The organism is Aeromonas intestinalis, from assembly GCF_054052485.1.
In genome coordinates this window covers 140,166-162,193 of sequence record NZ_JBSTYK010000010.1, presented here as the reverse complement: position 1 = coordinate 162,193, position 22,028 = coordinate 140,166, and the positions used below count along the sequence as shown (strand labels likewise).

Sequence of the window (22,028 nt, the reverse complement as noted above, 5' to 3'; positions counted from 1 at the left end):
GAATCACCACATCCAACGGGTTCGAGACAGGTACTTCAGCATGAAACAGCACTACATTCGCAGCCAACAGCAGATCAGCTTCGTCAAAGAGATGTTCTCCCGCCAACTCGCACTGCAACTCGGTCTGATGGAGGTGCAAGCCCCCATCCTGAGCCGGGTCGGTGATGGCACCCAGGACAATCTCTCCGGCTGCGAGCATGCGGTGCAGGTCAAGGTGAAGACCCTGCCCGAGCACAGCTACGAGGTGGTGCATTCCCTGGCCAAGTGGAAGCGCCAGACCCTGGGTCGCTTCGGTTTCGGTCCCGGCGAGGGCATCTACACCCACATGAAGGCGCTGCGCCCGGACGAAGACCGCCTCACCCCCATCCACTCGGTCTACGTGGATCAGTGGGACTGGGAGAAGGTAATGCCGAGCGAGCGCCGGGATCTGGCCTACTTGCAGGAGACGGTACGCGGCATCTGGAGCGCCATCAAGGCCACCGAGCGCGCGGTCTGCGCCGAGCACGAGCTGACCCCCTTCCTGCCGAGCGAGATCCAGTTCCTGCACAGTGAAGAGCTGCTGAGCCGTTACCCGAACCTCGACGCCAAGGGCCGCGAGCGCGCCATCGCCAAGGAGCTGGGGGCCGTGTTCCTCATCGGCATCGGCGGGGCCCTGTCTCACGGCGAGCGCCACGACGTGCGCGCCCCGGACTACGACGACTGGAGCAGCGAGAACGATCTCGGTCAGGGGCTTGCCGGTCTGAACGGCGACATCCTGGTATGGAACCCGGTGCTCAAGGACAGCTTCGAGATCTCCTCCATGGGGATCCGGGTTGACGCCGAGGCCCTGCGCCGCCAGCTCGCCACCACAGGGGACGAGGATCGCCTGCAATATGACTGGCACCAGGCGCTGCTGGCGGGCGAGATGCCCCAGACCATCGGCGGCGGCATCGGCCAGTCCCGCCTCGCCATGTTGCTGCTGCAAAAGGAGCACATCGGCGAGGTCCAGGTCGGCGTCTGGCCGGCGGAGATGAAGGCTGCCGTACCGGGTATGCTGTAAGAGATTGATTTGATTGCATCTGGTCCCGTGTTGTGGGAGCCGATGCGATAGCGAAGCTGGTCAGCCGGGGTGGAGAGCGTATCCCGGCTGATTGTAAGGCGGGCGTGCCTGCCGACCCTGGGGCTTGCCCCTGCGATCCGCTCAACCCACCTCAGATCGCATCGAATACATTCCTCTCGGCAATCTTCGGATTGCCGCTTTTTTTGTCTTTTCCACCCGATTCAAGCCAGAAAAAAGGGGCCTGAGCCCCTGCTTTCATCATCACTGCCGTCAGTACGCCTTGCTGCCCAGCAGATGGCCATCCACCGGCGAGGCCAGCCCGTACTGGGAATACTTGCCGTGAAACTCCTTGGTGGTCTGGCCGAGATCTCCCTTGTATCGGGGATCCTGGGGGCGCTCCTGACTGTTGATGTAGAAGGAGACGTCCCAGGCCTGCTGATCGCTCAGGCTCCCACCCTGGGAGAGGGGCATGTTGCTCTTGATGAAGGCGGCGGCCTTGTCGATGCCATGCATGCCCGCCCCCCAGTTGTAGCTCTCCTTGCCCCACAGCGGCGGGAACACGAAGCGCTCGGCTACCTTCTTGCCCTCGCCGCTGGCGCCGTGGCAATCGGCGCAGCGCTCCCCATAGACGGCCTGACCCCGCTTGAAGTCAGGGGCCTGGGGCGGCTCGGCCACCGCGAAGAAGTTGCGGCCCGGCAGCTTGTCGCTGATGGCCGCCCCGCTCGCCAGCCAGTAGGAGTAGGCCACCAGATCCCGAATGGCCGGGCTATCATAGGCCGGTGGCTCGCCGCCCTTGGCATTCATGGAGAACAGGAAGCAGCCCTGCAACCTGTCTTCATAGGTGTTCACCTTGTTGTTCTTCTTGCGATAGGCAGGATAGGCGGGATAGGCCCCCCACAGCGGGCTGGCGCCGGGGATGATGCCGCTGCCCAGATGGCAGTTGCTGCACTGCAGGCCGTTGCCTGACTGCCCCTGTCCCTTGAGCTGCTGGGTGTTGACGAACAGGCTGTAGCCACGCTTGATGGCGGCCCCCATTTCGCCGTCCGGTACCTTCGACCAGTCGGGCACCTGATGATACTGGCCATCCGGCGCCTTCTCGCCGAGGGGGACGCTGAACTGATCGTCGAAGGATGCGGCCTGGGCAAATCCGGCCAGCAGGCAAAGCAGCAGATAGGACTGTCTCATTTCGCCACCCCCAACGTCGCAAAGTAGTTGGCCACCGCATCCACCTCGGCGTCGCTCAGGGCCTTGGCGATGGCGGGCATGGAACCCATGGCGCCATCCGGGCGCTTGTTCGCCTTCCAGTAATGAAGCTGGCGCTTGAGGTAGGCGGGATCCTGCCCGGCGAGGCGCGGGAACAGCGGGCTTACGCCGACACCGCTCGGGCCATGGCAGGCCACGCAGGCGGGCAGGTTGCGATCCGGCTTGCCCGCCAGGGCCAGCCGCTCACCCGCTTCCATGTCCCCCGGCCACTTGTCACCGCTCCAGTGCAGGGGGATCTCCTTCGCCTCTGCCTGACTCGAAAAGTGCTTGGCGGCGCGGGCAATCTGCTCATCGCTGAGCTGATAGATGATGGGATTCATGAAGTCGCTGACCCGCTTGCCGCTGCGAAAGGCGCGCAGTTGTTCGCTGATGTAGGCTTCGGACTGCCCCCACAGGTTGGGGATGTTCGGCTCCTTGGGGACGCCGTTCATGCTGTGGCAGGTGGCGCAGATCTCGGGCACATCCTGAACGGCCTGCTCCGCCATCGCCAGGGGCGACCCCAGACTGGCGCAGAGCAGGATGAGTGAGCATGGTATTTTCATCGGCAAAGGTCCCTCTTCTGAAAATAACAACATAATCATCAATGATATGCAGAGTAGCATCCCGATCAGAGGAGACACAGCCCTATTTCCCTCATCCGGGCATGGATATATGAACAGAGACGACAACGCCAGCCCCCAAGGCTGGCGTTTTGCACAGAACAGCTTGCTGAGCCCTTATGTCATTGTGCGACATACCGACACGATACGCCGTTCAACAAAAGCGATATTCAAACCCCGCCCCTATGTGAGTTTGCCGCGGCAGCTCCTTCTTTCGAGCACCTGTACAGTGGCATGCAAAGAGCTGCGTCACCTCTTCTTGCTCCAGATAGGCTCCCAGCGCCTTGGCACGCCCCGCACCCGAAAACTTCAGATGCAGGCCGCCGATGATGGCATGCACCCGCTCATCACCGCAGACCTCTCTGGCCCGCTGGACAATATTCTCGACTCCGGCATGACCACAACCGATAAAGATGATAAGACCTTCGGGACTCTTGTAAGCCAGAGCCGAGTCATCGCTAATAAGATCCTTCTCCACTCGCCCGCCACGCACTATATAGCCGAGCAAGGAGGGTTTGGCCCGATCCCGCCTCAGGATGGATCCCAGAAACACCAGATGTTCAGACAGCCAGACCGGCTCGGCCGAGCACTGGGGGATCAGCCCCCTCGCAGCCAGGGCCGAGAGTTCAAGCCCCCCCGAGAGGCGATAGAGGTTGAATCGCCGAAACGGCAGCGGCAGGAAATAACCCCGTTCATGAAACACGTCAGGGCAGGCGATCAGGGGAATGGGTTCGGTATAGGGTGGCAGCATGTCTATGCCACCCACGTGATCGTAATGGCCGTGGGATAACACCACATGGGAGAGGGAGGCGAGATCCACACCCATTGCCTCGGCATTGGGGCGCAAGGCCCGCCCTCTGCCACTATCAAACAGCACCCTGAGACCATCGCACTCCAGCAGCAGGGCCAGCCCTCTTTCGGGAACACAAGCCGGGTGATGAACTTCGTCATCCACCAGCACAGAAAACTTGATCATCTCACCTCCCTGAACACAAAAACGCAGGCACCAGGCCTGCGTTTTTCATCAATGACACCCTTATGGCTGACTCATGGTGAGACCATTGCTGTCGGCCCCCAGCAGCAGTTTCTTGCCGGGGATGACCCGACCGCTGAGCAGGGCCTGGGCCAAGGGGTTTTCCACCTTCTGCTGGATCGCCCGCTTGAGGGGACGCGCCCCGTAGACGGGATCGAAACCGGCGTGCACCAGCTTGGTCAGCAGCTCCTCGCTCACCTCCACCTCGAAGCCCTGGGACTCCAGGCGGCCCATCAGGCTCTTGAGCTGGATGCGGGCGATGGACTTGATGTGATCCTCGCCAAGCGGGTGGAACACCACGGTCTCGTCGATCCGGTTGATGAACTCCGGACGGAAGCTGCGGGTCAGCAACTCCATCAGCAGGCCCTTCATCTCCTCATAATCCTTCTCGGCATAGTGCTCCTGGATCAGATCCGAGCCGAGGTTGGAGGTCATGATCACCACCGTATTGCGGAAGTCCACGGTGCGGCCCTGACCATCGGTCAGACGACCGTCGTCCAGCACCTGCAACAGGATGTTGAACACATCCGGGTGGGCTTTTTCCACCTCGTCCAGCAGGATCACCGAGTAGGGGTGACGGCGCACCGCCTCGGTCAGATAACCTCCCTCTTCATACCCCACGTATCCCGGAGGCGCACCCACCAGACGGGCCACGCTGTGCTTCTCCATGAATTCGGACATGTCGATGCGCACCATGGCGTCCTGGGTATCGAACAGGAACTCGGCCAACGCCTTGCACAGCTCTGTCTTGCCCACCCCGGTGGGACCGAGGAACAGGAAGGAGCCGATGGGACGGTTCGGATCCGACAAGCCCGCCCGGGAGCGGCGAATCGCGTTGGAGACGGCGTCCACCGCCTCCTCCTGGCCGATCACCCGGCTGTGCAGCTGATCTTCCATCCGCAGCAGCTTGTCCCGCTCCCCTTCCAGCATCCGCGCCACCGGGATGCCGGTCCAGCGGGCCAGCACATCGGCAATCTCCACGTCGGTGACGCGATTGCGCAGCAGGCTGGTCTCCTGCATCTCGGCCTGAGTGGCGAGGTCGAGCTGTTTCTCGAGCTCGGGGATACGGCCATACTGCAGCTCGGACATGCGGGCCAAGTCCCCTGCGCGGCGCGCCACATCCAGATCCTGACGGGCCTGCTCCAGCGCCGCCTTGATGTGCTGGGTGCCGGCGAGGGCTGCCTTCTCGGCCTTCCACACCTCTTCCAGCTCGTTGTATTCCCGCTCTTTTTCAGACAGCTCCTGATTGAGCAAGTCCAGACGCTTGCGGCTGGCATCGTCATCTTCTTTCAGCAGCGCCTGCTGCTCCAGTTTCAACTGGATGATGCGCCGCTCGAGCCGATCCAGGGACTCCGGCTTGGAGTCTATCTGCAGCCGGATGCTGGCCGCCGCCTCATCGATGAGATCGATGGCCTTGTCCGGCAACTGGCGATCCGCAATGTAGCGGTGGGACAGCTGGGCCGCCGCAACAATAGCGGGGTCTGTGATCTGCACGTGGTGGTGCAGCTCGTAGCGTTCTTTAAGGCCGCGCAGGATGGCGATGGTGTCCTCCACCGAGGGTTCCTCCACCAGCACCTTCTGGAAGCGGCGCTCCAGGGCGGCATCCTTCTCCACGTACTGACGATACTCGTCCAGGGTCGTGGCACCGACGCAGTGCAGCTCACCGCGCGCCAGGGCCGGCTTGAGCATGTTGCCCGCGTCCATGGCCCCCTCGCCCTTGCCGGCGCCCACCATGGTGTGCAGCTCGTCCACGAACAGGATGACGCTGCCCTCCTCCTTGGCGAGATCGTTCAGGACCGCCTTGAGGCGCTCCTCGAACTCGCCGCGATACTTGGCACCGGCCACCAGAGCCCCCATGTCCAGGGAGAGCACCCGCTTGTTCTTGAGCCCTTCCGGCACCTCACCGTTGACGATGCGCTGGGCCAGCCCCTCGACGATGGCGGTCTTGCCCACGCCCGGGGCCCCGATCAGCACGGGGTTGTTCTTGGTGCGGCGCTGCAGCACCTGGATGGTGCGGCGGATCTCGTCATCACGACCGATGACGGGATCGAGTTTGCCGAGTTCGGCCCGCTCGGTGAGATCGATGGTGTACTTCTCCAGCGCCTGGCGGTTCTCCTCGGCGTTGGCGTCATCCACCTTCTTGCCACCACGCACCTTGTCGATGGCGGCCTCGAGTTTCTCCTTGGTCAGCCCCTGGGCACGCAGCAGCTCACCCAGGGTGCCCTTCTCGTCCAGAGCGGCCAGCACGAACAGTTCGGATGAGATGAACTGATCCTTGCGTTGCTGTGCCAGCTTGTCACAGACGTTGAGCAGACGGCCGAGGCCGTTGGAGAGCTGCACGTCCCCCTCGACCCCGCTGACGCGAGGCAGGCGATCGAGCTCCTCCCCCAGGCGCGAGCGCAGGGCATTGATGTCCAACCCGGTCAGGGTCAGCAGCGGACGAATGGAGCCGCCATCCTGATTGACCAGAGCGGTCATCAGATGGACGGGTTCGATGAATTGATGATCACGACCCAGTGCCAATGACTGGGCGTCGGAAATTGCGACTTGGAATTTGCTGGTCAGGCGATCGAGGCGCATTGCACTCCCCCTCTTCAGACAGACGCCGCCGGGGCGGCAACAACAGAACTTTCTGACAGGGAAGATGAGGTCTTGGAATGGGATTTCAAGGGGTGACTGTTTATTTTTCCCTCAATAGCGGTGCCAAAAGAGCGCCGCCCTGCATCACAGGGCGGCGCCGGGAAAGGCGCTCGCGGGTATCCGAGCGCTTCTCGAATTATTCCGCCAGCCAGATGATGGAGGCCATTCGGCCGGTCTGGCCGTCACGGCGATAGGAGAAGAAGCGCTCCTCCTCACCGAAGGTGCAGTGTTCGCCACCATAGACGGCGGTCACCCCGGCACGGGCTAGGCGCAGCCTCGCCAGCTGATAGATATCCGCCAGCCACTTGCCCTCGTTGGCCGACTGCACGAAGGCCGCGACCGCCTCAGCCTGCTCGGCCAGAAAGGCATCGCGCACCTCGCCCCCCACCTCGAACGCGGTGGGGCCGATGGCGGGGCCGAGCCAGGCGAGAATGTCGCTCGGCTCGCAACCCATGGCGGCGATGCTGGCTTCCAGCACACCGGCATGAAGACCGCGCCAGCCGGCGTGGGCGGCAGCCACCCGAGTGCCAGCCTTGTCGCAGAACAGCACCGGCAGGCAGTCGGCGGTCATGACTATGCAGGCAAGACCAGCGTCTCTGCCACAGGCAGCATCGGCATCCGGCGCGGCGTCGTAGTCATTGCTGACGGGATGGACGGCAACACCGTGCACCTGATTGAGCCAGTTGAGCCGACCTGGAATGTTCGCGGCCTGTTGCAGCAGGGCGCGGTTCGCCTCGACCCGCCCGGAGTCATCCCCCACGTGGGCTCCCAGGTTCAGCCCCTCGAAGACGCCCTCGCTGATGCCCCCATTCCGGGTAGTCGACAGGGCTCTGACGTTGGCAGCCGCCGGCCAGTGGGGGACTATCCAGTTCATCCGCGATTCCTTCATTGATTCACCTCATATGAAAACGGGGCCCCGCCAAGGGAGCCCCGCTCGATTCATCGTTCAGGCCGAATGCCGAATAACGGCAAGATCCGACGCAGACAGGCTGCATCAGTTCCAGACCAGATCATCCGGGTTGGCCAGGGTGTCTGCCCGCAACACCTCCATCAGATCCAGCATGTCCTGCGGCGTGGAGGAGTGCCACTCCATGACTTCGCCGGTGATGGGGTGAGCCAGCTTCAACATGGTGGCGTGCAGTGCCTGACGGTTGAAGTTGCGCAGGGCCAGGGTCAGCTCCGGGGTCGCATTGCGCAGCAGACGCAGACGGCCACCGTAGGCGGGATCCCCTACCAGCGGGTGCTTGATGTGAGCCATGTGTACCCGGATCTGGTGGGTACGTCCGGTCTCGAGGCGCAGCCGCAGGCGGGTATGGCCGCGGAACTTCTCGTGCACCCGGAAGTGGGTCACGGAGGGACGGCCATTGGGCACCACGGCCATGTGGGTACGCTGGGTCGGGTGACGGCCGATGGGGGCATCGACGGTGCCACCTGCGGTCATGTGACCGATGGCAACGGCCTCGTACTCACGGGTGATCTGGCGTGCCTGCAGGGCTTCCACCAGATGGGTCTGGGCCGGAATGGTCTTGGCGACCACCATCAACCCAGTGGTGTCTTTATCCAGACGGTGCACGATACCGGCGCGGGGCACCTCGGCAATGCCGGGGTAGCGGTGCAGCAGGGCGTTGAGAATGGTGCCATCCGGCGTGCCCGCACCCGGGTGAACCACCAGGCCGGCAGGCTTGTCGATCACCAGAATGTGTTCATCTTCGTAGACGATGTTGAGTTCGATGTGCTGGGCATCCCAGCGGGTATCGTCTTCCAGTTCGACATCTACATGTACCTGTTGCCCGGCCAGGATCTTCTCGCGCGGGGTATTGGCAACCTGACCATCCAGGGTCACTCTGTCCTGTAAAATCCACTCCTTGATGCGGGTTCTGGAGTAGTCTGGAAACAATTCAGCCAGGGCCTGGTCGAGTCGCTGCCCGAATTGGTGATCCTGAAATTCGCCTGTCAGTTCAATATGCTGGCTCATGTATGGTCTCTTGAGCGGGGGTATCAATTCGAAATAATCCGGGTATTCTAGCTTTTCTTTTAGCCAAGCATAACGGATACTTTGCCAATTTCGTGGAAATGGACCGGATGTTGTTGATGGGAAAGAAGTCTCACCTGCTGATGTCACTCGCCTTGATCGCTACCCTGATCACTGGTTGTTCCAGCACCAAACCCAAGGTTCCCGACGAGCCGCCGGAAGTTCTGTACCAGCAAGCCCGCCTCAAACTGGACACTGGTAACTACCTGAACGCCATCGAATTGCTGGAAGCCCTCGACTCTCGCTACCCGTTCGGCGCCTACTCAAACCAGGTCCAGCTCGATCTCATTTACGCCTACTACAAGCAGGACGATACCGCTCAGGCCATCGCCAATATCGACCGCTTCATCCGTCTGAACCCGGCCCACAAGAACATCGACTACGTGTTCTACATGCGCGGGCTGACCAACATGGCGGCGGATTACAACTTCTTCCAGGATTTCCTCGGCATCAATCGTGATGACAAGGATCCGGCCTACGCTCGTCAGGCGTTCCAGGACTTCAAGACCCTGCTGCAGAATTACCCGACCAGCCAGTATGCCGCCGATGCCCGTGCCCGCATGATTGGTCTGAAGACCCGTCTCGCCCGCTACGATCTCAGCGTGGCCGAGTACTACGTCAAGCGTGATGCCCTGATTGCCGCCGCCAACCGTGCCAAGTTGATCGTCGAGACCTACCCCGACACGGTCGAAACCGAGAAGGCGCTGGAGATCATGGTCGAATCCTACGACACCCTGAAGATGCCGACCCTGGCACGCCACGCCCGCGAAGTGCTGGCCAAGAACTACCCGGACAATCGCCTCGGCCGCGGCTGAAAGCGCATCGTTCTGCCATAAAAAAACCGGAGCCTGGGCTCCGGTTTTTTTATGGGCGTTTTTCATCCATGTCGGCCGTCCGCATGGGGAGAGATGGGGCCGATGAATCGCATCACCTCTTACTTGGCCACGTTGCCCGCCACGTTGAGGGCATCCCAGGTGCGGGAGAAGGGCGGGGCGTAGGCGAAGTCCAGCATGCCGAGCTGCTCCGTCGTCACCCCCATGGTGATGGCGACCGCCAGGGCGTCGATACGGTGCACGGCTCCCTTGCGGCCCAGGATCTGTCCCCCCAGCAGGCGCTTGCTGCCCGCCTCATACACCAGCTTGATATGGATGTCGGACTGACCTGGGCTGTAGTTGGTGTGGCACTTGTCCTTGATGACCACGGTGCGATAGTCGATGCCCATCTGCTGGGCCTCTTTCTCAGAGAGCCCGGTGCGACCCGCCTCCAGTCCCAGCACCTTGAGGGCCGCCGAGCCCAAGGTCCCCGGGAACACCTGTTCGGCCCCCGCCAGGTTCTCTCCTACCATGCGACCCAGCTTGTTGGCGATGGTGGCAAGCGGCACATAGACCTGCTGCTGCTTGACGCCGTGCCAGACGCTGGCGCAATCCCCCGCCGACCAGACGTTCGGCAAGGAGCTGCGGCCCTGACGGTCGATCTCGATGGCGCCGTTGGTCAGCCGTTTGATGCCGGTCTCGGCCAGAAACTCGGTGTTGGGCCTGACTCCGGTGCAGACCACCACGATATCGGCCTCGTATTCCCCTTGATCGGTACGCACGCCGGTTACCCGACCATCACCGAGCAAGGCCTCGACCCGCTCGCCGAGGTGCAGGCTGACTCCCTGCTCCCGCAGCTCGGTCTCGATGTGCCGGGTGATCTCGCTATCGAACGCATCCGGGATGACCCGCTCGGCCAACTCGATGAGGCGCACCTCCTTGCCCTGATGGACCAGCGCCTCCACCACCTCCAGCCCGATAAAGCCGGAGCCGATGACGATCGCCTTCTTGTTGTCCTTGTTCTGCACCGCAGCCTTGAGGGCCAGGCCGTCCGCCATGCGGCGCAGGCCGAATACGCCCTCCTGCTGCAGGCTGGGAATGGGTGGCATCACCTCACGGGCGCCGGTGGCGATCATCAGCCGATCGTAGCGATCGGTGAAGGTGTCACCGTCGTGTTCCACCACCAGGGTCTGGGCGGTCGGATCCAGGCTCAGCACCCGGTGACCGGTCTTGACCTCGATCCCCTTGGCGGCGAACTGCTCGACGCTGAGCTCGGCCATGAAGCCGGGATCTTGGAAGTCGTCGCCGACGAAATAGGGCAGACCACAGGCTCCGAAGGAGATCACCTCGGACGCCTCATAGACCAGGATCTCCGCATCCTTGGCCAGCCGGCGAGCCTTGGCGGCCGCACTCATGCCGGCGGCTTCGCCCCCTATGATGACAATACGCATTGCTTGACTCCTGTAACGACAGGGGAGGCCTCGCCTCCCCGTTTCATAGTTCGATGATTAAGAACGTGGGCCCGCTCAGACCCGGGATTCTTCCCCGTCCAGGCTTATCTCGGCATCGTTATTGAACACCGTCATGTCGGTCTGTCCCATCAGCTTGCTGGTGATGGTGCCCGCCGTGATGGAGCCGGAGACGTTGAGGGCGGTGCGGCCCATGTCGATGAGGGGCTCGATGGAGATGAGCAGACCCGCCAGGGCCACCGGGAAGTCCAGGGCGGAGAGCACGATCAGCGCCGCGAAGGTGGCACCGCCCCCGACCCCGGCCACCCCGAAGGAGCTGACGGTGATGATGGCAATCAGGGTCATGATGAAGCCGGGATCCAGAGGATTGACCCCCACGGTCGGGGCTATCATCACCGCCAGCATGGCCGGGTAGATACCGGCGCAACCGTTCTGGCCTATGGTGGCGCCGAAAGAGGCGGCGAAGTTGGCGATCCCCTCCGGGATGCCGAGCGCCTTGGTCTGGGTCTGCACGTTCATGGGGATGGAGCCCGCGCTGGTGCGGGAGGTAAAGGCGAAGGCCAGCACCGGCATGATCTTCTTCAGGAAGCGGGCCGGGTTGATCCCCACCAGGCTCACCAGCAGCAGGTGCACGGCGAACATGATGGCGATGGCGCCGTAGGAGGCCAGCACGAAGTTCAGCAGGTTGAGGATGTCAGCGTAGTTGGAGCCGGACACCACCTTGGCCATCAGCGCCAGCACGCCGTAGGGAGTGAGGCGCAGCACCAGGGTCACCATCCGCATGACGATGGCGTGGGCCACCTGCATGAAGCGCTCGAAGCTGGCGAAGATCTCCGGCTGCTTGCGGGCGATGCCAGTGGCCGACAGGCCGATGAAGATGGAGAAGATCACCACGGCGATGGTGGAAGTCTTGCGCACCCCCGTCATGTCGAGGAAGGGGTTGGCCGGAATGAATTCCAGCACCATCTTGGCAAACGACATGTGTTCGACGCTGCCGAGGCTGGTCTGCAAGGCGGCCCCACGGGCTGTCTCGGCGGCGCCGGCGGTGAGCCCCTCGGCAGTCAGGCCGAACAGGTTGGACATCAGAATGCCCGCCCCGGCCGCAATCATGGTGGTGAAGATCAGCACCCCTATGGTCAGGCCGCTGATCTTGCCGAGTGCACTGCCGCCGGAGAGCTTCAGGATGGCGCCGATGATGGAGACCATGATGAGGGGGATGATGATCATCTGCAGCAGCTTCACATAGCCGCTGCCGACGATATCCAGATAGTCGACGGTCTTCACCAGTACATCGGCGCCGACGCCGTACAGCAGTTGCAGTGCGCCGCCGAACAGGATGCCGAGGCCCAGACCCGCGAAGACCCGGCGGGTGAAGCTGACGTGGGTTTGCTGCAGGCGATAGAGAAACAGCAGCAACATGACCAGGATGGCCAGATTACCGATAACGCTAAGTGTCATGATATTCCCCAAATGACCGGGCCTGGCCCGGGATGAATGGACGAGCACCTCATGTGCATCCGTCCTGAAACTGGCCGCATCGTGGCGGCACGCCCCCCGGTATGGCCGGGGTGGCGCCAGTCAAAGACAGAGGGTGGCCTGCGCCACCCTCTTCATCAGCTCGCCTTGCCTTGTTGCTTGGCCCGCATGATGTTGATGATCTCGATATCGGTATCCAGCATCCCCTGCTTGGAGAGCCGGCCCAGGTTGGCGATGGTCTGGTCCACGTCATCGGAGACGATCCCCTCGCTCTGGGGCACTCTCAGGTTGTTGATGGCCATCAGGGAGGATTTGACCGCCGCCGAGGTGGAAGTGGAGACCTTCATGGAGCAGGCGCTGCCCGCTCCGTCGCAGATAATACCGGAAACGTCGCCAATCATGTTGTTGATGCAGTGGCTGATCTGTTCGAACTGGCCGCCCAGCAGCCAGGTGATGGCGGCGCCCGAGCCCATGGCGGCGGTACTGGCGGCGCACAGGGCCGACAACTTGTTCTGGTAGGCCTTGATGTAGATGGCCACCAGGTGGCTCATCACCAGGGCCCGCGCCAGCTGCTCGTCGCTCGCGTTGAGGAAGCGGGCGGCGGCGACCACCGGCATGGTGGCGGCGATGCCCTGATTGCCGGAGCCGGAGTTGGACATGGCGGGCAGCATGGCGCCATCCATGCGCGCATCGGAGGCGGCAGAGGAGAGGCGCATGGCCAGCGTCATCAGGTCGTCGGAGAGCAGCTTGCGCTCCACCTGATCGGTCAGGATCTTGCCGATGCGCAGGCCATAGCCCTGCAACCCCTCATCCGCCAGCGCCTGGTTCATGCTGGCCGCCTCGCGAATGAAGTCGATCTCCGCCAATGGTGCTTCCAGCGCAAACTCCACGATCTCCTTCAGGGTCATGGTGGGCTTGTCGGATTTGGCGGGCTGGATCTGCACCCCGGGGGCGCTGTCCTGCTCCATCAGCACCTCGCCATCCTTCTCCATCAGCACGATGCGGGTGTGATCGGTGCAGATCACCACCCGGGCGCTGTGGCCGTCTGCTTCGGCCAGCACCTCGGCGTAGAGCACATCCGGCACATCCTTCACATCCACCTGAATGAGGGGGAGCAGCGTCTTGGCCGCCTCCACCTGGGCCGGCGTCAGGGTCTTGAGCACCTCGAGGCCCGCATCCGGGTTGCCCCCTGTGATGCCGACGGCGGCAGCCACCGGCAGACCAATCATGCCGGTGCCGGGCACGCCCACCCCCATGCCGTTCTTGAACAGGTTGCCGCTCACCCAGACGCTGATGCGGGCAGGATCCTGCCCCAGCAGCCTGCGGCAGTTGGCCGCCGCCAGCGCCACCGACATGGGTTCGGTGCAGCCAAGGGCCGGCACCACTTCACGCTTGAGCAGGGTTATGAAATCGGTCCATTGTGCTTTCATCTGTGGTTCTCGTATTCACTGTGCCGCGTGACATTGCTGGCCCGGCGGATGGATCTGGTGGAAGGAAAGCCGCTGCGGGCCCGCCCGTTCCTGTAACTTTATTTGATTTTAATGACGTCAGAATCAAATAAAATTGAAGCCGTTCGCCTTTTGCCTTTTGCCTTTTGCCTTTTGCCGCCATTATGCCTTCCAGCAGGAGGAACGTCACCGGATTGCGATCCGGATCGCCATTTGGAGTCCAAACGAACCCGCTCGTCGCCGACGCCAAACTTCCCCCGGCCCCTGTCCCAACCGCCTGTGATCGGGCCGAACGCCTAATACCGGGCAATAAAAAAAGGAGGCCGAAGCCTCCTTTTTTTATTCCGCTGACGCTTACAGCGCCTTGAGGATCGCCTCGACGCTGGCCTTGGCATCGCCAAACAGCATCTGGGTATTTTCCTTGAAGAACAGCGGGTTCTGGACACCGGCGTAGCCAGTGTTCATGGAGCGCTTGAAGCCGATGACGTTCTGCGCCTTCCACACTTCCAGCACCGGCATGCCAGCGATGGGGCTGCCCGGATCTTCCATGGCGGCCGGGTTGACGGTGTCGTTCGCACCGATCACCAGCACCACGTCAGTATCGCTGAAGTCCTCGTTGATCTCGTCCATTTCCAGCACGATATCGTACGGGACCTTGGCTTCCGCCAGCAGCACGTTCATGTGACCCGGCAGACGACCGGCCACCGGGTGGATACCGAAGCGCACCTTGACGCCACGATCACGCAACTTCTGGGTGATCTCGGCCACCGGATACTGAGCCTGTGCCACCGCCATGCCGTAGCCCGGGGTGATGATGACGGAGCTGGCGCTTTTCAGCATCTCGGCCACGTCTTCGGCATTCGTCTCGCGGTACTCGCCCAGTTCCTGGTCGGCGGTGGAGGCCACGCCATCGGAGCCGAAGCCACCGGCGATGACGGAGATGAAGGAGCGGTTCATCGCCTTGCACATGATGTACGAGAGGATGGCACCGGAGGAACCCACCAGGGCACCGGTCACGATCAGCAGGTCGTTGGAGAGCATGAAGCCCGCCGCCGCCGCTGCCCAACCGGAGTAGGAGTTCAGCATGGAGACCACGACCGGCATGTCAGCGCCACCGATGGAGGCGACCAGGTGCCAGCCGAACGCGAAGGCGATCAGGGTCATCAGCAACAGGGCGAAGGTGGAGCCACCGGCATTGACGAAGTGGATCATCAGTGCCAGCGACACGACCACGGCCAGCAGGTTCAGCTTGTGGCGATGGGGCAGTTGCAGCGGCTTGGAGGAGATGAGGCCACGCAGCTTGCCGAACGCGACTATGGAACCGGTGAAGGTCACGGCACCGATGAAGACGCCGAGGAAGACTTCCACCAGGTGGATGTTCAGCATGGCGCCAGACAGGTGCTCGACCTGGGCGACACTGGCCGCCTGCTCGAACGCCGCCCGGGCTGCCGCCAGGGTGGCATCCAGGTTGGAACCGACGGAGACCACCACCTCGGCAGGGGCGGACGGGTGCAGGTCGATGAAGCTGTTGAAGCCCACCAGTACCGCCGCCATGCCCACGAAGCTGTGCAGCACGGCCACCAGCTCGGGCATCTCGGTCATCTCGACCTTGAGTGCCAGCCGCACGCCGATGGCGCCGCCGATGACCATGGCCAGGATGATCCAGTGCACGCCACTGGTTTCCGGGTTGAAGACGGTGGCGAGCAGGGCGATGGCCATACCCGCGATACCGAACAGGTTGCCATGCTTGGCCGTCTCTTGCTTCGACAGTCCCGCGAGACTGAGGATGAAGAGCACGGCGGCAACGATATAGGATGCTGTTACCAGTCCTTGAGACACGTTAAACCCCCTTAATCCTTACGGAACATCTTCAGCATGCGCTGAGTAACGGTGAAGCCACCGAAGATGTTGATACTGGCAATCAGCACGGCGATAAAGGCCAACACGGTGACCAGGGTCGACCCTTGCCCTATCTGCAGCAGGGCGCCGACCACGATGATGCCGGAGATGGCATTGGTGACCGACATCAGCGGCGTGTGCAGGGAGTGGGAGACGTTCCACACCACGTAGTAACCGACCACGCAAGCCAGGATGAAGACGGTGAAGTGGGAGAGGAAGGCGGCAGGGGCCACCGCAGCCACCCAACCGAAGGCGGCGATGCCGAGGGCACCGAACACGAACTTCTTGTTGGAGGGTTTCTTCTCTTCCACCTTCTTCGGCGCAGCCTTGGCGGCCGGCTTCTGGGGAGCGGCGGAGACAGAGATCGCGGGGGGCGGGAAGGTTACTTCACCGGCCTGGATCACCGTCATGTTGCGCTGGACCACGTCCTCGAAGTCGATGGCGACGCTGCCGTCCTTCTCCTTGCACATCAGCTTCATCAGGTTGACCAGGTTGGTCCCGTAGAGCTGGGAGGATTGGGCAGGCAGACGACCCGGCAGGTCGGTGTAACCGATCACCTTGACGCCGTTCGGGGTGACGAACAGCTCGGTCGGCACCGTGTATTCGCAGTTGCCGCCGGTGGCGGCCGCGAGATCCACAATCACCGAGCCCGGCTTCATGCTGTCCACCATCTCTTTGGTGATGAGCTTGGGAGCAGGGCGGCCCGGGATCAGGGCGGTAGTGATGATGATGTCCACTTCCTTGGCCTGCTGGGCGAACAGCTCCATCTCGGCCTTGATGAACTCATCGGACATGACCTTGGCGTAACCGTCGCTGGAGGCGCCATCTTCACCGCCGAAGTCCAGCTTGAGGAACTCGCCACCCATGGACTCGATCTGCTCGGCCACTTCCAGACGGGTGTCGAAGGCACGCACGATGGCGCCGAGGGAACCGGCGGTCCCGATGGCGGCCAGACCGGCCACGCCGGCACCGATCACCAGTACCTTGGCAGGGGGAACCTTGCCGGCGGCGGTGATCTGACCGGTGAAGAAGCGACCAAACTGGTGGGCGGCTTCGACCACGGCGCGATAGCCACCGATGTTGGCCATGGAGGAGAGGGCATCCAGGGACTGGGCACGGGAGATCCGCGGCACCATGTCCATCGCCATCACATTGATGTTGCGCGCGGACAGCTTCTCGACCAGCTCGGGGTTCTGGGCGGGCCAGATGAAGCTCACCAGGGTGGCGCCATCCTTAATTTCTGCGATCTCGGCGTCGGTCGGCGCATTGACCTTGAAGATGAGGTCGGCTTGCCAGACGCTCGGCACCACGCTGGCACCGGCAGCCTCGAAGGCGGCATCATCGAAGCTGGCCAGCTGGCCGGCACCGGCCTCGATGGCAACCTCGAAGCCGAGCTTTTTCAGCTGCTCGACGGTGGCCGGGGTCGCTGCGACCCGGGTCTCACCGGCGAGACTCTCTCTCGGTATTCCAATCTGCATGACTATTCCCTGATGGTTAATAAACAATCATTGCCCAGTCTCTCATGTCTGAGCAGACAAGGCATGATCAAAGTACAGGTCACGGGCCCTTTGTTATGAAAATCAGCAGGCGTTACCTCAACCTCCTGTCATGGTCAGGCCCCCGCTTTTCAGGCGCGAAGGTGATTAGTATCAAATTTTGGAGTTTTATTACAACCGCAGCCCGGACGGCGTCGGTACAGAATTCAGCCCAACCCGACCCATGATTAAAAAAAACAAACTAAATTAGCGACTTATACCAGCAAAAAGCACCAAAAAAAGTGATCCAACCAGTCAAAAAAAATGTTTAACCGGCCCTCTATCTTAGCGTTTTTTGTTCTTACGAAATCTGCCGTTGGCGCATGGGATGAGACGAAGCGGAAAAAAGTAACCGTTTTGTAACGAGAACGGGGCCACTTCCCCGCCCGCAGGCTGAGGAAGGGCCCCGCTATACATAGCCGACTGGCACTGGCAGCAGCTGGGTTCCGCTTACCAGGCAGCCTCATAAATATGCTTGCTCTGGGCGAGGTCGATGTCGCCGTGCTCACCCAGGCTGGTCATGCCGTGCTCTTCCAGCTTGGCCAGCAGGGTATCGATGCCCGCATCCGCCAGACCATAGTCCCGCAGGCGGGTCTTGATCCCCATCCGCTCGAAGAAGTCGCGGGTGGCTTTGATGGCGCCGTCGATGCGCTCTTCCTCGGTGCCACTGCGCAGATCCCAGACTCGCTCGGCGTATTGCAGCAGCTTGGCATGTTTCTGCTCACGCTTGGCCTGCAGCAGGGCCGGCAGCACTACCGCCAGGGTCTGGGCGTGATCCAGGCCGTGCAGGGCGGTGATCTCGTGGCCCAGCATGTGGGTCGCCCAGTCTTGCGGCACGCCGGCACCGATCAGGCCGTTCAGGGCCAGGGTGGCGCTCCACATGATGTTGGCACGCACGTCGTAGTTTTCCGGCTCCACCAGCGCCTTGGGACCTTCCTCGGCCAGGGTCAGCAGCAGGCCTTCGGCGAAGCGATCCTGCACCTTGGCATCGACCGGGAAGGTGAGGTACTGCTCCAGGGTGTGGATGAAGGCATCCACCACGCCGTTGGCGACCTGACGGGCCGGCAGGGTATAGGTCAGCACGGGATCCAGCACGGCGAAGCGCGGCATCACGAAGGGGGAGAAGAAGTGCTGCTTGTCACCACTGCTCTTGCGGGTGATGACGGCGCCCATGTTCATCTCGGAGCCGGTGGCCGGCAGGGTCAGCACGGCGCCGAGGGGGATGGCGGAAGCCACCTCACCGCCGACGGTCTCGAGGATGTGCCAGGGGTCTTTGGCCAGATCGTAGTGGGCGGCGGCGGCGATGAACTTGGTGCCGTCCAGCACGGAGCCACCACCGACCGCCAGCAGGAAGTCTACCTTCTCGGCGCGGGCCAGTTCGACGGCGCCCATCAGGGTCTCATAGGTGGGGTTTGGTTCGATGCCGCCGAATTCGAACAGGGTCATGCCCGCCAGATCCTGCTTGATCTGGGCCAGCAGGCCGCTGCGCACCACGCTGCCACCACCGTAGGTGATGAGGATGCGGGCGTCCTGGGGAAGCTGCTCGCGCAGGTGGGCGACCTGGCCCTTGCCGAACAACACCTTGGTCGGAGTGTGCAGAGTGAAGTTGTACATTGGGATTACCTCTGGATGGCTGCGCGGCCTGGCCGCAAAATGATGATTGCATTTTTCTACAGTCAGACCTTACCATCAAGGCAACATTCTGCAGATTGCTTGCCTATTTCTGCAAACATTGAAATTTACCTGGAGTACCTATGTCCGACCGCTACGCCGACCTCGCCGCCCGGCTGACCCGCCACGTGGCGGCCCCGGGCATCACTCCCTCTCCAGTCTCCCAGGTCAATATCATCTACACCACCGAGCCCCACGGCCGCCTGCCGGTGCTCTACCAGCCGCGGATGATAGTGATCTTGCAGGGCCACAAGGTGGGCTACCTGGCGGACCAGGTGTTTCGCTACGATCCCAGCCATTACCTGCTGATGACCCTGCCCCTGCCCTGCGAGTGCGAGTGTTTCGCCTCCCCCGAGCAGCCCCTCATCGGCTTCTCCCTGGAGATCAACGTGGCCACCCTGCAGGAGCTGCTGCTGGAGCTGGGGGACAATCTGCCACCCCCGCCGCCCCAGAAGAGCGGCGTGCTGGCGGTGCCCCTCTCGGAGCAGATGTTCTGCGCCGCCGAGCGACTCATCGACCTGATGGACAAGCCCCATCACGCCCGGGTGCTGGGGCCCCAGACGGTGCGGGAGATGCTGTTCTACGCCCTGCACGAGGGCGGTGGCCCGGCCCTGCAGGCCCTGGCCAACCGCCACAACCACATGGGGCAGATAGCCCGCGTGCTGCGGCTCATCGAGCAGCGCTACGCCGACACCCTGACCATGGAGGAGCTGGCGCGGGAGGTGAACATGAGCGTGTCGGCCTTCCACCACCACTTCAAGGCGGTCACCGCCACCTCGCCCCTGCAGTACATCAAGTCGTTCCGGCTGCACAAGGCGCGCATGATGATGCTGCACGACGGCATCAAGGCGGGCACGGCGGCGGCCAAGGTCGGCTACGAGAGCGGCTCCCAGTTCAGCCGGGAGTACAAGCGCTTCTTCGGCAGCACCCCCACGGATCAGGCCTCCCGCTTTCGGGACGGCCAACTGCGCATCATGGAGGGGTGATCCCCTTGTCTACGGCCATCGCCGGGATCCCGAGGGGCCGCGGCTAACTTGCATGCGCGGAGTCCCTCCGGCAGCGCCACAGGGCCGGATGAGCCCCCATTATTCATCCGGTGCATGCGGTTGCAGTTTCCATTCTCACCATGAATAAAGGCGGCCTGTGCCGCCTTTATGATCGCCGTGACGCCCCGTTCAGAGCCGGAAGCGGCCAATCTCCTGCTCCAGTCGCTCGGTCAATCCCTTGAGGGTCGCCGCCTGCTTCGCTTCTTCCCGCGCCTGCTCCGCCAGCTCCTGGGAGACATGGCGGATGTTCTCGGTGTTGCGGCTGATCTCGCCGGTGACCGAGGTCTGCTCCTCCGCCGCCGCCGCAATCTGGGTCGCCATGTCGCTGATGGTACCGATGGCCTCGTTGATCTGGCCGAGGCTCCGGTTCGCCGCTTCGGCATCCTCCACGCTGGTGCCCGCCAGCTGACGGCTGCTCTCCATGCCGCTGACGGCACGGCGGGTGGTCTGCTGCAGCGCCTCTATCATCTGCTGGATCTCGGCGGTGGAGTCGTGGGTGCGCCGCGACAGCACCCGCACCTCGTCCGCCACCACCGCAAAACCGCGCCCCTGCTCCCCGGCCCGGGCCGCCTCGATGGCGGCGTTCAGGGCCAGCAGATTGGTCTGCTCGGCGATGCCGCTGATGGTGGCCAGGATGCCGCTGATCTTCTGGGCATGGGCGTCGAGTTCATGAATGGTCTGGCTGGCATCGGCGACCTCATCGGCGAGGCTCGTGATGCTGCGCTGGCTCTGGCCGACCTGGGACTGGCCCGCCACCGCGAGGTGCACCGCCTCCCCGGAGGTGGTGGCGGCAAACTCGGCGTTGCCGGCGATCTCCTGGGTGGCGGAGGCCATCTCGGTCACCGCGGTGGCCACCATCACGATCTCGTCCTGCTGCTGGCGCACCCGCTCGCTGCGGGACTCGGCACCCCGGGCCTGGGCGCGGGACTGATCCGCCAGTTCGATGGTCACCTCCCGCAGGCGGCTGACGATGCCGTGCAACCTGGCCACGAACTGGTTGAAGCTCTGGGCGAGCTGGCCCACCTCGTCCTGGCTGCGGGTGGCGATCTGCACCGTCAGATCCCCCTCCCCGTGGGCGATGTCGGCCAGCGCCTTCGACACCCGGCCGAGATCGGCGAACAGGTAGTTGAAGGTGGCGATGAGCAGGGCGCTGAACAACAGCAGGAGCACCAGGGTCAGCCCCACCAGCTGCCACAGCAGGGTGGCGAAGGGCGCCTCCAGCACATCCTGGTACATCACCATGGCCAGCAGCCAGTCGGTGCCGGGCACCGCCTGTACCGACAGCAGCACGGCGCGGCCATCGATGATGGCCGGGTGCAGCTCGCCGCTCTGACTCCAGCTCGTCAGGGCCGCCCCCGAGAGATCCGGTGCCAGCTCGGCCACCTGCTTGAGGGCCAGATCCTTCTGGGGGTGGCCGACGATGAGGCCGGTGCGGTCCAGCAGCATGGCATAGCCCTCCCCCTGCACCTTCATGGCCAGCACCTCGTCGATGAGGGCATCCAGGGAGAGATCCGCCCCGACGGTGCCGATCACCTGACCCTGATGCAGCACGGGTTCGGCCAGGGTCACCACCATCTGCTGCATGGTCACGCTCACATAGGGCGGGGTGACGATGAACTTGCCCGCCTTGACCGCGTTCTGGTACCAGGGGCGGGCGCGCGGGTCATAGTTGGCGGTGTTGAGAGAAGGGTCGTGACGGATCATCTGCCCGTCGCTGCCACCGAAGTAGGTGAGCCCGAAGCCGCCGGAGGTGCGGGTCTGCAGCAGATGGGGCACCAGGGTCGCCTGCGGGTTCTCGGCGATGACGGCGGCCAGGGCATCCACCGCGTGCTTGCGGTCCTCCATCCAGCTGCCGATGGCCACCCCGTGGGCATGACCGTAGTTGACGGCCTCGCTCCGGATGGCCTCCAGGGTACGGGACTTGAGGGTCTGGAAGGCGACCACGCCGAGCAACGCCGCCATCAACAGCACTACCCCCAGGCTGGTCGCGAGCAGCTTGCCGCGCAACGAGAGTGTCATGACTACAGATCCTTGTGGTGACGGGAGGCAGAGATACCTCCATCTTG

General features: G+C 62.9%; 16 protein-coding genes. 3 read left to right on the top strand and 13 right to left on the bottom strand.

From position 1 onward, the window contains the following. Positions 1–40: 40 nt before the first annotated feature. A complete protein-coding gene (gene asnA, locus ACW5W7_RS14425; RefSeq protein WP_456502158.1) occupies positions 41–1,039 on the top strand; it encodes an aspartate--ammonia ligase in 999 nt (332 codons plus the stop codon). Between the two features lie 270 nt (positions 1,040–1,309). Here asnA and ACW5W7_RS14420 read toward each other — a convergent pair whose 3' ends face one another. The 6 genes from ACW5W7_RS14420 to rluD all read right to left on the bottom strand — a co-directional run bounded on the left by ACW5W7_RS14420 (position 1,310) and on the right by rluD (position 8,549). Beyond that, complete coding sequence (locus ACW5W7_RS14420; protein ID WP_456502157.1) at positions 1,310–2,224, bottom strand: c-type cytochrome; 915 nt, start codon at positions 2,222–2,224, stop codon at positions 1,310–1,312. Next, the gene (locus tag ACW5W7_RS14415) at positions 2,221–2,844 is read right to left on the bottom strand and encodes a c-type cytochrome (protein WP_456502156.1); all 624 of its coding nucleotides are present in this window, start codon (positions 2,842–2,844) and stop codon (positions 2,221–2,223) included. Before ACW5W7_RS14415 ends, ACW5W7_RS14420 begins: the two co-directional genes overlap by 4 nt. Positions 2,845–3,055: 211 nt before the next feature. After that, positions 3,056–3,877, bottom strand: a complete 822-nt coding sequence (locus ACW5W7_RS14410) for an MBL fold metallo-hydrolase (protein WP_456502155.1) — start codon at positions 3,875–3,877, stop codon at positions 3,056–3,058. Positions 3,878–3,937: 60 nt separating this feature from the next. Next, entirely contained in the window at positions 3,938–6,514 is a 2,577-nt protein-coding gene (clpB, locus tag ACW5W7_RS14405; protein WP_456502154.1) for an ATP-dependent chaperone ClpB, read from the bottom strand. Positions 6,515–6,710: 196 nt separating this feature from the next. Continuing rightward, complete coding sequence (gene pgeF / locus ACW5W7_RS14400) at positions 6,711–7,448, bottom strand: peptidoglycan editing factor PgeF (RefSeq protein WP_456502153.1); 738 nt, start codon at positions 7,446–7,448, stop codon at positions 6,711–6,713. 120 nt (positions 7,449–7,568) lie between these two features. Then, positions 7,569–8,549, bottom strand: coding sequence for a 23S rRNA pseudouridine(1911/1915/1917) synthase RluD (gene rluD, locus ACW5W7_RS14395; RefSeq protein ID WP_349920158.1), 981 nt, complete (start codon positions 8,547–8,549; stop codon positions 7,569–7,571). Positions 8,550–8,665: 116 nt separating this feature from the next. Here rluD and ACW5W7_RS14390 point away from each other — a divergent pair, with 116 nt between their 5' ends. After that, complete coding sequence (locus ACW5W7_RS14390) at positions 8,666–9,421, top strand: outer membrane protein assembly factor BamD (protein WP_349920160.1); 756 nt, start codon at positions 8,666–8,668, stop codon at positions 9,419–9,421. A 119-nt stretch (positions 9,422–9,540) separates the two neighbouring features. On the opposite strand, the gene ACW5W7_RS14385 is transcribed toward ACW5W7_RS14390, so the two are convergent. From ACW5W7_RS14385 to yqhD, 6 genes are all read right to left on the bottom strand, one after another. Continuing rightward, positions 9,541–10,869: a CoA-disulfide reductase gene (locus tag ACW5W7_RS14385; RefSeq protein WP_456502152.1), complete on the bottom strand. Its 1,329-nt coding sequence runs from the start codon at positions 10,867–10,869 to the stop codon at positions 9,541–9,543. Between the two features lie 75 nt (positions 10,870–10,944). Continuing rightward, a complete protein-coding gene (locus ACW5W7_RS14380) occupies positions 10,945–12,345 on the bottom strand; it encodes an L-cystine transporter (protein WP_349920163.1) in 1,401 nt (466 codons plus the stop codon). A gap of 155 nt (positions 12,346–12,500) precedes the next feature. Beyond that, positions 12,501–13,793 carry an L-cysteine desulfidase family protein gene (locus ACW5W7_RS14375; RefSeq protein WP_349920164.1) on the bottom strand — a complete coding sequence of 431 codons (1,293 nt, stop codon included), beginning with the start codon at positions 13,791–13,793 and terminating at the stop codon, positions 12,501–12,503. Positions 13,794–14,165: 372 nt separating this feature from the next. Further along, on the bottom strand, positions 14,166–15,650 hold the full coding sequence (pntB, locus tag ACW5W7_RS14370) for a Re/Si-specific NAD(P)(+) transhydrogenase subunit beta (protein WP_349920165.1): 1,485 nt from the start codon (positions 15,648–15,650) through the stop codon (positions 14,166–14,168). An 11-nt stretch (positions 15,651–15,661) separates the two neighbouring features. After that, positions 15,662–17,188 carry a Re/Si-specific NAD(P)(+) transhydrogenase subunit alpha gene (locus ACW5W7_RS14365; protein WP_456502151.1) on the bottom strand — a complete coding sequence of 509 codons (1,527 nt, stop codon included), beginning with the start codon at positions 17,186–17,188 and terminating at the stop codon, positions 15,662–15,664. A gap of 507 nt (positions 17,189–17,695) precedes the next feature. Next, the gene (yqhD, locus tag ACW5W7_RS14360; protein WP_349920169.1) at positions 17,696–18,859 is read right to left on the bottom strand and encodes an alcohol dehydrogenase; all 1,164 of its coding nucleotides are present in this window, start codon (positions 18,857–18,859) and stop codon (positions 17,696–17,698) included. Positions 18,860–18,999: 140 nt separating this feature from the next. Here yqhD and ACW5W7_RS14355 point away from each other — a divergent pair, with 140 nt between their 5' ends. After that, positions 19,000–19,902: an AraC family transcriptional regulator N-terminal domain-containing protein gene (locus ACW5W7_RS14355; RefSeq protein WP_456502150.1), complete on the top strand. Its 903-nt coding sequence runs from the start codon at positions 19,000–19,002 to the stop codon at positions 19,900–19,902. A gap of 189 nt (positions 19,903–20,091) precedes the next feature. On the opposite strand, the gene ACW5W7_RS14350 is transcribed toward ACW5W7_RS14355, so the two are convergent. Beyond that, entirely contained in the window at positions 20,092–21,981 is a 1,890-nt protein-coding gene (locus ACW5W7_RS14350; protein WP_456502149.1) for a methyl-accepting chemotaxis protein, read from the bottom strand. Positions 21,982–22,028: the final 47 nt, after the last annotated feature.